Source organism: Streptomyces sp. NPDC055287 (genome assembly GCF_053646035.1).
Map to the genome: position 1 here is coordinate 32,129 of NZ_JBSHNE010000003.1, position 14,297 is coordinate 46,425.

Sequence of the window (14,297 nt, forward strand, 5' to 3'; positions counted from 1 at the left end):
GCCCCTTACAGCCACCGGCTGGGGCCGGGCCTTCACCGGGCCGGTTCCTCTGCCGAACCGCGACGAGCGAACGATGCCCGGGCAGGGATACTTTCGACAGGGCGGGCAGGTTACCCGCAATAGAGTCGGCAGATGCGTGCGACGAATCCGTCAGCCTCCCGGAGGAGGTGCACGAGCGTTCATGGGAGTGACGGCCGTATGGACCGCGCTGGACCAGCAGACGAGCCTTCGGGCGCATTCGCCGCCCAGGTGGCCGAGGCCGCTGAAGCCGTGGTGTCCGCATGGACGCAGGCCGCTCGTACCGCGTCTCCACGGCTTTCGGCGCTCCAGCTGGATGCGCTGCTGATCGCCCGGCGGCACCCGGGCATCAACCTCACCGGGCTGGCCTACGCGGTCGGTACGGCCCCGCCCGCCGTCAGCAGGCTGTGCGACCGGCTCGAAGCGGCCGGCCTGCTGCGCCGCGAACCGGCGCCCACCAGCCGACGGGAGATCGGGCTGGCTCTGACGCCGCAGGGCCATGAGCTGATCGACACTCTTTTCGCCCGCCGCTACGCGATGTTCGGCGCCGTTCTCAGCCGCATGCCGGCCGCTGAACGCGACGAGCTCCTGGCCGGACTGCTGGCCTTCGCGAAGGCCGCTCGGCCCGGCGGCCTGGACCAGGACCGGGGTGGGTAGCCGGGCCGGCCGGCGGCAGGGGGCATCGGCGGGCCTTCCTCGCCAGTCCAGAGGCACGACAGCGGCACCGTCAGACGAGTCGGTTCTCATCGTTTCTTCCTCCGCTGTCCGCCGGAGCTCCGTGCGGACGGCGACAGGCCCGTGATGCGCCCCCACCACGCCGTACGCAGGTTCCATCCTGCCCGGGTCACCGCAAACATGGCTCGGCGGTCGCGGCCTCAGGCGATGTCCGCCGAGTGCCTTTCGGCGTCGGCCGCGCCGCCGGGCCCCGTACAAGCGGCGGCAGCGGTGTGGAAGGCTTCGAGCCCTTCGGCAAGGGCGGCCAGCTTCGCGGGGGTCATCTCCTGCAGTACGGTCTCGAGTTCGCGCACCCGGAACGTACGCAAATCGGCCAGTGCGGTATGCCCGCGCCGGCTCAGTCGCACCTCGATCTCCCGGCGGCTGGTGGCGCTCGGAGACCGCTCGACGAGGCCGGCGGCCTCCAGACGGTCGCACAGCCGGCTCACGGACGACGGCCGTGAGCCCAGCGCCTCACCCAGGGCACGGAGGTTGACCCCCTCCTGCCCCTCCAGCACGGTCAGCGCGCGCAGCTGCGACGGGGACACCGGACCCGAGGGAACGGCTTCCTGGCCCCGGCCCCACAGAAGCTGCAGCAGTTCCAACGCCGCGCATGCGTCATGAGCCACCTGCTGATGGCCGGTGGAGTGCATGGTGCGAAGCATCGCACCACTGTCTCACCCTGAAGAGTGGTTTGTCAGCCGCCCCCTCGCCCCGGGCCCGCGTGCCCGGCGCCGCGCTATCGGTCCGTGAGCAGGCGGTCGGCCGACGCCGCGGTGAAGTAGTCGGCGTCTTTGGGGCGCTTGAGCGAGGGCCCCTGGGGACGGCGGGCCGGTTCGAGGTGGGGTATGTGCTTCGAACAGTGGATGTACGCCTCGACGACGGTGACGCGGACCCAGAATTCGGGCTGTCGCCCCGGAGCTGTGTCGACCGGCAGCAGGGGGTGGGCCGCGCGCAGATCATGGTCACCCGTCAGCCGGGCCGGGCCGTTGATGTGCAGCCCTATGTGGTGCTGGGTGAAGTCGACGAACAGCAGCCCCGCGTGCGGGTTCTCCGACATGTTGCCGGCGCTGGCCATGACGCCGTTCCCCCGGTACTCCGGGTAGGCGAGCGTGTGGTCGTCCAGGACGGTGACGAATCCCGGCGGGCCGGCCCGGAAGCTCGCGTCGCAGTGGCCGCGCGCGTCCGCAGTGGACAGGAAGACCATCGACTGACGGCTGATGAAGTCCCGCATCGGTGCCGTCAGATGGGGATGGACCTGCCGGGCGTAGAAGGCCTCCGCGCGCTCCGCGGTGCCGAGATGGTCTTGCAGCATGCGCTCCCCGCGAGAGGGCGCGGCGTCGTGGCTCGTCACAGGTATTCGCTCTCGGGCTGGTGTCGGGAGGGGGCGAGGGGCGTGGTCAGGACGGGATCACCGAGCGGGTCGTGGTGGATGCGGGCCACGGGCACCCCGTCGCTTCTCAGGATCCGGGCGGCCGCGGTGACCATGCCGGGCGGCCCGCACAGGAAGGCCTCATGCTGCCCCCAGGGTCCGAACTCGCGCAACACCTGCGGCAAGGTGCCCTCGCGGCCGGCGATGTGCTGGTGCGACACCGCGGCTCGTACGGAGAGCCAGTGCTGGCGCTGGGCCATCCTCAGCATGTCGTCGAGGCCGTAGAGCTCCTCCGCGGTGCGGGCCCCCACGAAAAGGTCGACGTAACGGCGCATGTCACTGAGGGCCGCCTCTTCCAGGAGGGCGCGGATCGGCGCGAGGCCCGTTCCGCCCGCGACACACACCAGGTCGCGGTCACCGGCCGCGGCCAGCGTCATGTCGCCCTGTGGTGGCCCCAGCGTGACGATGTCTCCGACGACTGCTTGATGCACCAGGGCATTGCTCACCCGGCCGCCGGGGACGGCACGGATGTGGAAGGTGAGCGAGGAGTCCGCCCGGGGAGCGTGGGCGGGTGAGTACTGGCGCCAGACCTTGCGCTGCCAGGGCGTCCGCATGCTCACGTACTGTCCGGCCTCGTACGGATAGGGAACGTCCGGCCGGACCGTGATCTCGGCTATGCCGTGGCCCCGGTGGTCGTGCCGGACGATCTGCGCCTCCCAGGTGGCGGGCCGCAGGCGGGTGTCGTCCGCGGCGGCCAGGATCATCACCCGCGCCGCGGTGGTGTAGGCGCGGGTCCAGGCGGCTTCGGTCTCCGCGGTCCACGCGGTGCCCGCGTAGCGCGCGAGGGAGGCCAGGAGGCACTCGCCGACGGCCGGGTAGTGGGCTTCGAGAGCCCCGAACTTCCGGTGGTCGCGTCCCAGGAGAGTGCAGAACCGTACGAGGTTCTCCGCATCGTCGACCAGGTCGACGATGCGCAGCAATCCGCGCAGCAGCCTGTCGCGCTGTCCGTCCATGTTGTCCGGGAAAAGCTCTCTGACCTGCGGGTAGCGGGCGAAGAGGATCGTGTAGAAGTAGACCGTGAGGTCGGCCGCGTGGGGTTCGACCACGGCCAGACCGGCCCGTACGAGCGTGATTTCGCGGTCGGTCAGCGGTCTGGGCGCCATTCCGGGGGCGGAGGCGTCCGTGGGGGCCGGCATGGCCGCCGAGGACCTCTCCGGGGGCGTCGAACGTGCGGGCAAGGGACTTGTCGCAATCGCAGAGTGGCCCGGCCGTTGTCCTGAACCGAGCGAGGATGTGGTCGTTCGGGGCCCCACCGTGGCGTGCTGGGAGTTGCTCAGGCACCGCCTCGCGCAGTGCGTTCCGCTCGCTGGGACGGCTCAGTGATCCTGATGGCCAGCGCGAGGGTGTCGTCGCGGTGGAGGACGACGGTGTGCATGTCGGCGGCGATGGCTGCCGGGATCTCCGTCAGCGGCCTCGACTCGTGCCGGCGCGCTGCCTCGATGAGGCGGATCTCGCCTTCCGTCGGGTCCCGGCGGCTCTCGGTGAGACCGTCGGTGTAGAGGATGAGAAGGTCGCCCGGGCCGATGTCGGTCCGCAGGACCTCCTCGCTGCCGGGCAGAGGGAAGCCGATGCCCCGGCCGCGGAGTTCGAGGTATCGCGCGGTGCCGTCGGCCCGGACGAGAAGGGCGGGAGGGTGGCTGCCGTTCGCCAGGTGGAGTTCGCCCGTGGCCGGGTCCAGCCGGGCGAGGAGCGCCGTAGCCATCAGCTCGGGGTCCAGCGGCATGAGGATCTCGTGGGTGCGGGCGAGGATCGACTTCAGCGGATGGCCTTCGAGGGCCAGGGTGCGTACGGCATGGGTCACGTTGAGGGCGCTGCGGGTGCTTCGTACGCCATGTCCGAGCGCATCGACGACCGTGATGTGCAGGGTGCCGTCCGGGAGCGGGAACCAGTCGTAGAGGTCTCCGCCGGTGGGCGCGTTGGAGTCGGCCGGTGCGTAGTGGACCGCGAGTTCCAGGCCTTCGATGGCGAGGGGCGGCGGGCGCAGGGCGTCTTCGAGCTCCTGGAGGATCTGGCCGTGGGCCTTGCGCAATTGTTCGTCGCGTTCGTCCAGTTGTACGTACAGGGCGAGGACGCCGGCGTTGGTCTCGGCGAGCTCGTGCTTCAGACGGCGGTGTTCGGCGACGAGGCCGTCGGTCTCGGCGAAAGCCGCGCGGAGTTCCTCCTCGACGGCCTGGGTCTGCGCGCAAGGTGTGCCGTCCGGCCACGGTGCGTCGAGCCGGGCACCGCTGCCGGCTGCCGCCAGGGCGCCGGAGCCGGGGCGGTCGGCCTGCGCGGGGACGGGGATGTGCCAGGTGACGGAGTAGCGGGAGGGGTCCGTGGCGGGCAGGGGCAGATCCTTCGTAGTGGGCGGGCCGGACGCGTTCGGAAGGTGGAGTGTGACAGCCAGGACGTGGGAGTCCGTACCCGGGCCCCCATCCGGGCCCGCGTCCGTACCCGCGTCCCGTACCCGCGCGGCGCTGAGGGAGACCGGCCGGCCCGCGCGGAACTCGTGGCCGGCCAGGTCGGTCACGGACAGCACCAGGCGCGCCCTGACGTCGTCGGGCAGCCGGTGTTCGCGTGCGAGGCGGCGCACGGCCTGGCGCAGGGGAGGCAGAGTACGGATGGGACGGTCGGTCATCTGGGCCCTCGGTGAGGCTTGACGGCAAGCACGGTGGCGTCGTCGCGGCCGGAGCGGTGGCCATGGGCGACGGATGTGGCGAGCAGCGGCGGTGGCAGACGCAGCAGGAAGGGGGACGGGGCGTGGGCCCATTGGGAGTTGATGCCGTCGCTGTGGAGTACGGCGGTGGTTCCGGGGGCCAGCGGGACGAGGTGCGTCTGAGGGGTGGGCATTCTCCAGCCGACGACGCCGGGCTGACCGGTCAGCCGGTGGTGGACGCCCCCGGGGGAGACGGCCAGGGCACGGACGTTGCCGATCCCGCAGAACTGCGCGCGTTCCGAGTACTGCGCGCGTTCCGAGTACTGCGGGTGCTCGGAGTACTGTGCCTGTTCGGATTGCCGCGCGTGCTCGGATTGCCGCGCCTGTTCGGAGTGCAGGCGCAGGAGGCCGACAGCCGCGCCGCGGGTATGGCGCAGCGCCCGGTGGAGCGCTGTGAGGATCTCGGGCAGCGGCCGGTCCGCCGCGGCGTCGAAGGCCCGCAGGGCGGTCTGGGCCGCCTCGGCCGCGTGAGGTCCGTGTCCGAGCCCGTCGATGACGATCGCGGTGCGGACACTGCCGTCCTCGACGACGGCGCCCGCGTCCCCGCAGTCCTGTTCGCCCTCGGCGGGCAGGCAGATGAAACCCGCGTCCCGGCACACCGGTTGCGGCTGGCCGGGCAGCGCCAGGCGGGCACAGACCAAGGTACCGACGCCGACCTGGGTGCGGATGGTGAAGTCCGTCGCTATGCGGCTCACGGCTCCCAGGCCGGCGCCCAGGGTGCCGGTCGTCGAGTATCCGTCGGCGAGACAGCGGCGTAGTTCGGGCATGCCCGGACCGCGGTCCGCCGCGAGGATCTCCAGGCCGAGGCCCAGCGGCAGCGGCTGGATGTACAACGCGCCGTCTCTGGCGTGCTTGTCGAGGTTGCCGGCCAGTTCGGAGGCGAGGACCGCGGCCCGGTCGGACATCGCTCCGGGGAGCCGGCACCGCTCGGCGATCGAGCGGGCGGTCGCGGAAGCCAGGTGGACGGCGCTGTAGTGGTCGATCCGTACGAGCGCGGTGGGCAGTACGGCCGGACGCGTCACCGGGACACCCACCGGGTGGCGATCACCGTCGTTCCGGCGCCCGGTGCGGTGCGTACCTCGAAGTCGTCCATGAGACGTCGGGCGCCGCCCAGACCGTGGCCCAGCCCCGCACCGGTGGTGAAGCCGTCGACGAGCGCGGCGTCGACATCGGGGATGCCGGGGCCTTCGTCCCGTATGGTCAGCCGCAGTCCCCTCGCACCGTGGCGGCGCGGGTATTCGATGGTGAGCACCCCTCCCCCGCCGTGGATGTAGGCGTTGCGTGCCAGCTCACTGGCCGCGGTCACCACCCGGGTCTGGTCGACGATGCCGAAGCCGACGGAGACGGTCGCCGAGCGCACCGTATGACGGACCGTGAGCAGGTCCTCCTCCGTGGCCAGTACCACTTGCGTGGCGGGCTCCGCGGGGGCCGCGACTGCGGCTTCGGTCCTGCTACGGCGTGGTGCGGGGGCGGTGGTGCTGTTAGCGAGTCGAGTCACGGTGGGCCCCTTCCGGGGGCTGCGGACTTTGGTGCCAGCCCAGGGCGGCCATGCCTTGCTCCGCGTTCAGCGCGGTCTCCACGCCGACGAGTTCGATCCCGAGTTCGACCAGTGTGATGGCGACGGGCGGCCGCATTCCGGCCACGATCACGCGTGCGCCCAGCAGCCTGGCCATCATGGTCAGCTCCATGAGCGTACGTGCCACGAACGAGTCGATGATCTCGAGCCGGGAGATGTCGATCAGGACGCCGCGTACGCGGTCGGCCGAGATGCGCTCCGTGAGCTCGTGCGTGAAGGCCAGGGCGGCCTTGTCGTCCAGCTCGTCGAGCAGCCCGGTGACCAGGATGTCGCCCAGACGCAGGATGGGAACACCGGTCGACGAACGGCCCGTCATCGCGCCGCCGCTACGTCGGGCGTGGGCAGGGAGCCGGCCGTCAGTTTGACGGCCTCGGACAGGGCGTCGGACAGGGTGGCCCGGGTCATGATGGTGGACAGGTCGATGCCCAGCTGGGCGATGGTCTGCGCGATCGGCGGCCGGATGCCGCTGATGATGCAGTCCGCACCCATCAGCCGGACGGCGTTGACGGTCTGCATCAAGTGTTGCGCCACAGCGGTGTCCACCGTCGGTACGCCGGTGATGTCGATGATGGCGACCGTCGCCTCCTGGTCCTGGATGGCCTGGAGCAGGTTTTCCATCACGACCTGCGTGCGCGCGGTGTCGAGTGTGCCGATGAGCGGTACGCCGAGAACCTGTCGCCAGAGCCGGACGACGGGGGTCGAGAGCTCCAGCAACTGCCTGCTCTGCCTCCGGATGATCTCCTCGCGCCCTTCGACGTAGGTGTCGAAGGACAGGGCCCCGGCCGCGTCCAGCAGTCGGTTGATCACCAACGCCGCGGCGAACAGTTCCCTGCCCTCCTGGGTGCTTTCCTGCACGGCCTCCAGCAGAGCCTCCTTGAGGGCGAGGACGGCCAGCGCCGTAGCGGTCGGGGACTCACCGCCCCTGGCCCTGCGCAACGACAGACCGGTTACCGCGCGGTGGAGTTCGGCGTGCGAGTTCGCGATGCGGTCGATCGGCAGGTCGCTGTCGAGACCGGTGATCAGGGCGGCAACGAGGGCGTCGGCTTCCTCGCGCAGCGCGCCCTCGCTCGTGCCGCCGCTCAGGGCGTCCTGCTGCACCTGGAGCCGCACCCACCGGTCGGCTATGTCTTCGACACGTCCCCGCATGGCGCTCGCGACACACTTTCGGGCCACCGCTTCGCTGCTGCTCACCCAGACTTCCCTTCACGACTCCCACCGGCACACGGGCCTTGCGGCCGGCCGGGCGATCCTGCTCCGTTCAATTGTTGCCGTGCGGCAAATATGGGCACGGCGCGCTCGGCCAGGGAACGCTGGGCGGCGCCCGCGGCTGTCACGTGAAGAACCGGTGCCCACGATGCGCCGGGCTAAAAGTGCGTCGGCCCACGAGATCGTCAGCCGTTGACCGACCGGCGCCGGATCGGTGCCGCGCCGCGTTCCGCATCATGTGCCGCACGAATGCCGTACCCGAAGGCGTAACTCCTTCGCGCGGTCAGCCGGCTTCGGCAGAGTGACAGCCACGACGTCATCCGGCCAAGATCGTCCCGGCCGTCGGGAAGGGCCCGTGACGGCTGCCCGCAGCTCACTCCGCCGGCCGCTCGCCACCTCACTTCGGGTGTTCCGCTGAACCTGCTGGGTGAACCCGTAAAGGATCTGCCGCGGAGCCTCCGGTAACGTCACAAGCTATGAGCCATCCGCATCCCGAACTCAAAGCCGCCCCTCCCCTGCCCGCCGGAGGACTGAGGGTCGTCGCCCTGGGCGGCCTGGGGGAGATCGGCCGCAACATGACCGTCTTCGAGCACGCAGGCAAACTGCTCATCGTCGACTGCGGCGTGCTGTTCCCCGAGGAGACCCAGCCCGGGGTCGACGTGATCCTTCCCGACTTCACCTCGATCCGGGACCGCCTGGACGATGTCGTGGCGGTGGTGCTGACCCACGGCCACGAAGACCACATCGGCGGCGTTCCGTACCTGCTGCGTGAACGGTCCGACATTCCTGTCGTCGGCTCCAAACTGACGCTGGCCTTCCTCGAAGCCAAGCTCAAGGAGCACGGCATCAGGCCGCGCACCGTGCGGGTGCGCGAGGGCGACCGGCGGAGCTTCGGCCCCTTCGACTGCGAGTTCGTGGCGGTCAACCACTCCATCCCGGACAGTCTCGCGATCGCGATCCGCACGCCCGCCGGGATGGTGCTGCACACCGGTGACTTCAAGATGGACCAGTTCCCGCTGGACGAGCGGATCACCGACCTGCGGGCCTTCGCCCGGCTCGGCGAGGAGGGCGTCGACCTCTTCCTCACGGACTCGACCAACGCCGAGGTCCCCGGCTTCACCACGTCCGAGCGCGATCTGAATCCCGCGATCGAGCAGGTCATGCGTACCGCCCCGCGACGGGTCATCGTCTCCAGCTTCGCCAGCCACGTGCACCGCATCCAGCAGGTGCTGGACGCGGCCCACCAGTACGGCCGCAAGGTCGCCTTCGTGGGCCGGTCGATGGTCCGCAACATGGGCATCGCCCGCGAGCTCGGATACCTGAAGGTTCCGTCCGGCCTGATCGTGAGTCTGCGCGAGCTGGAGAAGCTGCCGGACAACAAGATCACTTTGGTGTGCACCGGATCGCAGGGCGAGCCGATGGCCGCGCTGTCCCGGATGGCCAACCGGGACCATGTGATCCGCATCGGGAAGGGCGACACCGTCCTGCTCGCCAGCTCCCTGATCCCGGGCAACGAGAACGCCATCTACCGGGTGATCAACGGACTGACCCGGTGGGGCGCCCACGTCGTGCACAAGGGCAACGCCAAGGTGCACGTCTCCGGGCATGCCAGCGCCGGTGAACTCGTCTACTGCTACAACATCGTCAAGCCCCGGCACGTGATGCCCGTCCACGGCGAGTGGCGCCACCTGCGGGCCAACGGTGACCTGGCCATCCGTACCGGCCTCGACCCCGACCGCGTCGTCATCGCCGACGACGGCGTCGTCGTCGACCTCGTCGACGGACGCGCCTCCATCACGGGCAAGGTCCCGGCCGGTTATGTCTACGTGGACGGCATGACGGTCGGCGGCGCGACCGAGGCTTCGCTCAAGGACCGCCTCACCCTGGCCGAGGAGGGTGTCGTCACGGTCGTGGCGATCGTCGACGCCGACACGGGAGCACTGGCCGAGGCCCCCGACTTCCTGGCGCGGGGCTTCGTCCACGACGACACCACCTTCGAGCCGGTCGTCCCCGTGATCGAGAAGGTCCTGGCCACCGCGGCCGCGGAAGGCGTCGGAGACGCCCACCAGCTCGAACAGCTCATCGCCCGCGCTGTGGCGTCCTGGGCGTTCCGGACCCACCGCCGCAAACCCCTCATCATCCCGGTCATCATCGACGCCTGACAGGGAAGACCGGTGGCTTCCGCCCGGGACGCGGCAAGCGTCCCGGGCCCGGCCCGGACTGAGGAAAGGTCAAACCGATGGGTGCGCGTTTCCAGGAGCTCGACTGGCGCCCGACACCGCTGGGCGAGATCAGCCTGCGGCGCAGGCGCGATCCGGCGTCGGGTACCGACGTGTACGAGGTGAAGCTCGGTGACGAGTTCCTGATGTCCAGCCTGTTCACGGAGGGCGAGACCGAACTCACCCGGCTCGGCCTGGCGGAGCTGCCGGACACCGCACTGGACGTCGCCGTCGGCGGCCTCGGTCTCGGATACACCGCTCAGGCGGCCCTGGACGACCGGCGCGTGCGCTCGCTGGTCGTCGTCGACGCGCTGGGAGAAGTGATCGACTGGCACCGGCGCGGGCTGGTGCCGCTGGGGGCCCGCCTGGCGTCGGACGCACGATGCCGCCTGGTGCAGGGCGATTTCTTCGCGATGACCGGCGATCCCCGAGGCCTGGATCCCGAGCAGCCGGACCGCCTGTTCCACGCCGTCCTGCTGGACGTCGACCATTCGCCGCGCCATGTCCTGCACCCGAGCCACGCGGCGCTCTACCGGCCCGCCGGGCTGCGCGCTCTTGCCGGCCGTCTTCACCCCGGCGGCGTCTTCGCCCTGTGGTCGAACGATCCGCCGGACGAAGAGTTCGTTTCCGTGCTCGCGAGCGTCTTCGCGGAAACCGAAGCCCACGTCGTCGACTTCCCCAATCCCCTGCAAGGCGGAAGCTCGTCCAACACCGTTTATGTGGCGCGGAGTCACACCGGCACCTCGGCGGAACCGCTCGGGTTCGGCCGGTCGGCCCAGCGGCCCTGCGCGTAGCACCGTCCGTTTTTACGCTGGTGCAATGATCACCAGGTCTCGTGTTCGCGGAGCTCTTGCCGGGGCGTCGGCTCTCGGTGCGCTGGCCATCCTGCCCCCGCCGGCCACGGCCGCCGTCCAGGACGATCCGTTGCCGCCGCCCCGGCCCGCTTCCGTCAGCAAGGCCCTGTTGCACCGGATGGGCACCCATGTGCGCCCGAAGCCCGGGGCGCCCGCCCTCCCGCGAGACGTGTCGGCGCTGTCGTGGCTGGTGGCGGACGTCCGTACGGGCGACGTGCTCGCCGCCCACGACGCGCACCGGCGTCTGCCGCCGGCCAGCACCCTCAAGACGCTCTTCGCCCTCACCACCCTCCCCCGCCTCTCCGGCACGGCGCTGCACAAGGTCACCGGTCCCGAGCTGGCCACGGTGGGCGAGGGCAGCAGCATGGTGGGCGTGTCCCCGGGACACACGTACCGGACCGCGGATCTGTGGCGGGGTGTCTTCCTGAGCTCCGGCAATGACGCCGTCCACGTACTGGCGGAGATGAACGGCGGATGGAAGGCCACGGCGGCGCAGATGCAGGCCAAGGCCCGTGCTCTGGGCGCACTGGACACCCATGTGGTCTCGCCGGACGGCTACGACGCTCCCGGCCAGGTTTCGTCGGCGTACGACCTGGCTGTCTTCGGGCGCTCCGGGCTTGCCGATCCCCAGTTCGCCCAGTACGCGGCGACCGCCGGCACCCGGTTTCCCGGCGCCACGCGCAGCGACGGGAGCCCCACGTGGACGTTCCAGATCCGCAACACCAACCGGCTGCTCACGGGCAGCGACGGAGTCAAGCCGTACCCCGGCCTCATCGGCCTCAAGAACGGCTACACCACCCGCGCGGGCCACACCCTGATCGCCGCCGCCCACCGCGACGGCCGCCGCCTCCTGGTGACGGTGATGAACCCTCGGCGGGGCGGCGGCCACGCCGTGTACGAGGAGGCCCGCGCCCTGCTCGACTGGGGTTTCGCCGCCGCGGGGCGGGTCCACCCTGTCGGATCGCTGCAGCCGCCCCCCGCAGGCCGGGATCCGCAGACCGCGCCGGTCTCGGCCGCGCAGGCCGCCGCGCTGAACCGGGAGGAGCCCGGCTCGGGCTTCGCGTACTCCTGGCTGGGCGCGCTCGTCGGCGCGGCATGCCTCACGGCAGGTGTCATCGTGTGGACGCGCGGCGGCCTCCGGGGCCGGTCGCGCAAGCCCCGGCCGGCCGGCCGCTAGGCGGCCGCATCGCGAACGTCCGCATTCCCTCCCCCATCGAACACCCCCTGTGACCTGGGGCTCTTGATGCCTCCCCCCGCACATATTCGCTGTGACCGGAGCCTCCCGCACGACAGAATGGAGCATCAGAAACTGGGAGGGACCCATGAGCCAGGTGTACCTGACTCTGCAAGAGCTGCTGCCGCCGGACGAGTTGGCCGCCGCGCTCGACGCCGGACACGTCACCCGCAAGCCGCACCCCGAGCTGCCGCTGTCGATCTACACGTACACGCGGACGTGTCAGTACGAGCGGATCTGGAACGCGGTGACCACGCGGTGCCGGGGGCTCGTCGCCGACGACGTCACCGGTGAGATCGTCGCGCTTCCGCTGCCGAAGTTCTTCAACGTCGGTGAGCACGAGGCCGGTCAGCCGTACGCGCCCGCTCTGCCGGACGAGCCGTTCGAGGTGTACGACAAGGTCGACGGCAGCCTCGCGGTGGTGTTCCACTACGCCGACCGGTGGCGGGTCGCGTCCAAGGGCTCCTTCGTCAGCGCGCAGGCGAGGTGGGCGCAGCGCCGGCTCGACGGCAAGGACACGTCGGCCCTGTCGCCCGGTGTGACGTACCTGGCGGAGATCCTGTACCCGCAGAACCGAATCGTCGTCGACTACGGCGACCGCCGGGACCTGGTGCTCCTCGCGGCGTTCGGCAGGGACGGCGCGGAGATACCCGTCGCCGAGGCCGGGACCGCCTGGAAGGGCATCGGGTCCGTGGTCACGGTGTGGCCTGCCATGCCCCTCGCCGACCTGATCGCGCTGACCACGTCGAACACGATGCCCGGCGGCCGGTCCACCTCGGGAACGGACGCCGAGGGCTTCGTGCTGCGCTTCGCCTCCGGTGTGCGGGCGAAGGCCAAGCTCTCCGAGTACGTACGGCTGCACAAGGTACTGACGGGGGTCACCGAGCGGGACATCTGGCGCGGCCACGGCATCCAGCGGTTCGCCGGGATGTCCGCGAAGCGGCTGGCTCAGGGGCTGGGGTGCTCGCGCGCCGAGCTCGGGGGAATCACGGCGGCGGGCGGGCGGCCGCTGGACGCACTGCTGGAGCAGGTGCCGGACGAGTTCGACGCCTGGGTGCGCGGGGTGATCGCACGCCTGGAGGACGAGGCGGCGGCGCGTGAGCGGGCCATCGACGAGGCGTTTCGCGAGCTCGCCCATCTGGCCGCCGACCGGGGGGCGTTCGCGCGCGCTGTCCGGGAGCTTCCCGACGCGCAGATCCGGGCCGCCATGTTCCTGCGGCTCGACGGACGCCCGACGGACCTCGTCGTGTGGCGGGCCGTGCGGCCGGAGGCGGCCGACCCGTTCACGACCGATGAGGAGAACTGACCGTGCCCGTAGTACACGTCATGACGGGACTGCCCGCGTCGGGCAAGACGACCGCCGCGCGGCAATTGCAGGCGGACGCCGGGGGCCGCATGCGCCGGGTCAACCTCGACGACCTGCGGGCCATGCTCGATCTGCCCGCGGTCGAGCGGGGCCGGTCATGGGCGCACGAGCAGACGGTGCTGGCGATCCAGGACGCCGCGGTGCGGGCTGCCGTCGACGGCGGCTTCGACGTGGTGGTCGACAACACGCACCTGACGCCCCACATCCCCAAGCGGCTGAAAGCGGCGGTCGCCGACCTGGCCACGTTCACCGTGCACGACTTCACCGACGTACCCGTCGAGGAGTGCGTACGCCGCGACTCCGAGCGGGAGAAGCGCGTGGGCGAGGAGATCATCCGGATCCTGGCCGACAAGCACGCGCAGGTCACCAGGGGCGGCTGGCGGCTCACCGACGCGTGGCTGAACGACCAGCCTCCCGTAGAGCCCTACGCACCCGACCCGTCGCTGCCGACGGCGGTGATGTGCGACATCGACGGCACTCTCGCCCTGACCGGCGACCGTGGGCCGTACGACTTCACCCGGTGCGAGGGCGACCTGCTCAACGTGTCGGTGTGCCAGGCGCTGCACTCCTTCAGGCGCGCCGACAGCGACGTGATCGTGCTCCTGTCCGGACGGGGTGAGGAGTACCGCACGCAGACGGAGTCGTGGCTGCGGCGGCACGACGTGCCGTACGACGAGCTGTGGATGCGCGCGGCTGGCGACGGGCGCCGCGACGACGTCGTGAAGGCGGAGCTGTTCGACCGGCACGTGCGCCACCGGTACGCGGTGCGGGTGTCTCTGGACGACCGTGACCGCGTGGTCGCTCTGTGGCGCCGTATGGGGCTGCCCACGTGGCAGGTCAACTACGGCAATTTCTGAGAGCCGCGGACGAACGTGGAGCGGGGGGGGGCGGGGGGCCCCGCGCGCGCGGGGCGCGGGGGGGGGGTGGGCGGCGGGAGGGCCCCCGCGCCGGCGGGGGGTGGTGGGCGGAGGAGGGGGACGGGG

At 71.0% G+C, this 14,297-nt stretch carries 14 protein-coding genes; 6 read left to right on the forward strand and 8 right to left on the reverse strand.

Annotated elements, in window-relative coordinates; genetic code table 11:
• Positions 1-198: 198 nt before the first annotated feature.
• Positions 199-675 (forward strand): MarR family winged helix-turn-helix transcriptional regulator, encoded by a 477-nt coding sequence (locus ACWIHY_RS06330; protein WP_454374459.1) that lies wholly within the window; start codon positions 199-201, stop codon positions 673-675.
• A gap of 218 nt (positions 676-893) precedes the next feature.
• Here ACWIHY_RS06330 and ACWIHY_RS06335 read toward each other — a convergent pair whose 3' ends face one another.
• From ACWIHY_RS06335 to ACWIHY_RS06370, 8 genes are all read right to left on the reverse strand, one after another.
• The gene (locus ACWIHY_RS06335) at positions 894-1,397 is read right to left on the reverse strand and encodes a MarR family winged helix-turn-helix transcriptional regulator (RefSeq protein ID WP_454374460.1); all 504 of its coding nucleotides are present in this window, start codon (positions 1,395-1,397) and stop codon (positions 894-896) included.
• 74 nt (positions 1,398-1,471) lie between these two features.
• On the reverse strand, positions 1,472-2,047 hold the full coding sequence (locus tag ACWIHY_RS06340; protein WP_454374461.1) for a pyridoxamine 5'-phosphate oxidase family protein: 576 nt from the start codon (positions 2,045-2,047) through the stop codon (positions 1,472-1,474).
• A 35-nt stretch (positions 2,048-2,082) separates the two neighbouring features.
• On the reverse strand, positions 2,083-3,300 hold the full coding sequence (locus ACWIHY_RS06345) for a globin domain-containing protein (RefSeq protein ID WP_454374462.1): 1,218 nt from the start codon (positions 3,298-3,300) through the stop codon (positions 2,083-2,085).
• Between the two features lie 137 nt (positions 3,301-3,437).
• On the reverse strand, positions 3,438-4,781 hold the full coding sequence (locus ACWIHY_RS06350; protein WP_454374463.1) for a PP2C family protein-serine/threonine phosphatase: 1,344 nt from the start codon (positions 4,779-4,781) through the stop codon (positions 3,438-3,440).
• Positions 4,778-5,881, reverse strand: coding sequence for a SpoIIE family protein phosphatase (locus ACWIHY_RS06355; RefSeq protein WP_454374464.1), 1,104 nt, complete (start codon positions 5,879-5,881; stop codon positions 4,778-4,780). Before ACWIHY_RS06355 ends, ACWIHY_RS06350 begins: the two co-directional genes overlap by 4 nt.
• Positions 5,878-6,357 (reverse strand): ATP-binding protein, encoded by a 480-nt coding sequence (locus ACWIHY_RS06360; protein ID WP_454374465.1) that lies wholly within the window; start codon positions 6,355-6,357, stop codon positions 5,878-5,880. Before ACWIHY_RS06360 ends, ACWIHY_RS06355 begins: the two co-directional genes overlap by 4 nt.
• Positions 6,341-6,751 carry an STAS domain-containing protein gene (locus ACWIHY_RS06365; protein ID WP_454374466.1) on the reverse strand — a complete coding sequence of 137 codons (411 nt, stop codon included), beginning with the start codon at positions 6,749-6,751 and terminating at the stop codon, positions 6,341-6,343. The genes ACWIHY_RS06360 and ACWIHY_RS06365 overlap by 17 nt, the downstream gene beginning before the upstream one ends.
• Positions 6,748-7,626, reverse strand: coding sequence for an STAS domain-containing protein (locus ACWIHY_RS06370; RefSeq protein ID WP_454374467.1), 879 nt, complete (start codon positions 7,624-7,626; stop codon positions 6,748-6,750). The genes ACWIHY_RS06365 and ACWIHY_RS06370 overlap by 4 nt, the downstream gene beginning before the upstream one ends.
• 491 nt (positions 7,627-8,117) lie before the next feature.
• On the opposite strand from ACWIHY_RS06370, the gene ACWIHY_RS06375 reads away from it, so the two are divergent.
• The 5 genes from ACWIHY_RS06375 (at position 8,118) to ACWIHY_RS06395 (ending at position 14,171) form a co-directional block, all read left to right on the forward strand.
• Positions 8,118-9,803, forward strand: a complete 1,686-nt coding sequence (locus tag ACWIHY_RS06375) for a ribonuclease J (protein WP_454374468.1) — start codon at positions 8,118-8,120, stop codon at positions 9,801-9,803.
• Between the two features lie 77 nt (positions 9,804-9,880).
• Positions 9,881-10,654, forward strand: coding sequence for a spermidine synthase (locus tag ACWIHY_RS06380; RefSeq protein WP_454374469.1), 774 nt, complete (start codon positions 9,881-9,883; stop codon positions 10,652-10,654).
• A gap of 25 nt (positions 10,655-10,679) precedes the next feature.
• Positions 10,680-11,891 (forward strand): D-alanyl-D-alanine carboxypeptidase family protein, encoded by a 1,212-nt coding sequence (locus ACWIHY_RS06385; RefSeq protein ID WP_454374470.1) that lies wholly within the window; start codon positions 10,680-10,682, stop codon positions 11,889-11,891.
• A 145-nt stretch (positions 11,892-12,036) separates the two neighbouring features.
• The gene (locus ACWIHY_RS06390; protein ID WP_454374471.1) at positions 12,037-13,254 is read left to right on the forward strand and encodes an RNA ligase; all 1,218 of its coding nucleotides are present in this window, start codon (positions 12,037-12,039) and stop codon (positions 13,252-13,254) included.
• A 2-nt stretch (positions 13,255-13,256) separates the two neighbouring features.
• Positions 13,257-14,171: a phosphatase domain-containing protein gene (locus ACWIHY_RS06395; RefSeq protein ID WP_454374472.1), complete on the forward strand. Its 915-nt coding sequence runs from the start codon at positions 13,257-13,259 to the stop codon at positions 14,169-14,171.
• The last annotated feature ends 126 nt before the right edge of the window (positions 14,172-14,297 follow it).

What these genes read in the sequence shown, in the direction of transcription:
- ACWIHY_RS06345 (WP_454374462.1), bottom strand. Translation starts at nt 3,300, where the DNA reads ATGCCGGCCCCCACGGACGCCTCCGCCCCCGGAATGGCGCCCAGACCG.
- ACWIHY_RS06330 (WP_454374459.1), top strand. Translation starts at nt 199, where the DNA reads ATGGACCGCGCTGGACCAGCAGACGAGCCTTCGGGCGCATTCGCCGCC.
- ACWIHY_RS06335 (WP_454374460.1), bottom strand. Translation starts at nt 1,397, where the DNA reads ATGCTTCGCACCATGCACTCCACCGGCCATCAGCAGGTGGCTCATGAC.
- ACWIHY_RS06380 (WP_454374469.1), top strand. Translation starts at nt 9,881, where the DNA reads ATGGGTGCGCGTTTCCAGGAGCTCGACTGGCGCCCGACACCGCTGGGC.
- ACWIHY_RS06385 (WP_454374470.1), top strand. Translation starts at nt 10,680, where the DNA reads ATGATCACCAGGTCTCGTGTTCGCGGAGCTCTTGCCGGGGCGTCGGCT.
- ACWIHY_RS06350 (WP_454374463.1), bottom strand. Translation starts at nt 4,781, where the DNA reads ATGACCGACCGTCCCATCCGTACTCTGCCTCCCCTGCGCCAGGCCGTG.
- ACWIHY_RS06340 (WP_454374461.1), bottom strand. Translation starts at nt 2,047, where the DNA reads ATGCTGCAAGACCATCTCGGCACCGCGGAGCGCGCGGAGGCCTTCTAC.
- ACWIHY_RS06365 (WP_454374466.1), bottom strand. Translation starts at nt 6,751, where the DNA reads ATGACGGGCCGTTCGTCGACCGGTGTTCCCATCCTGCGTCTGGGCGAC.
- ACWIHY_RS06375 (WP_454374468.1), top strand. Translation starts at nt 8,118, where the DNA reads ATGAGCCATCCGCATCCCGAACTCAAAGCCGCCCCTCCCCTGCCCGCC.
- ACWIHY_RS06390 (WP_454374471.1), top strand. Translation starts at nt 12,037, where the DNA reads ATGAGCCAGGTGTACCTGACTCTGCAAGAGCTGCTGCCGCCGGACGAG.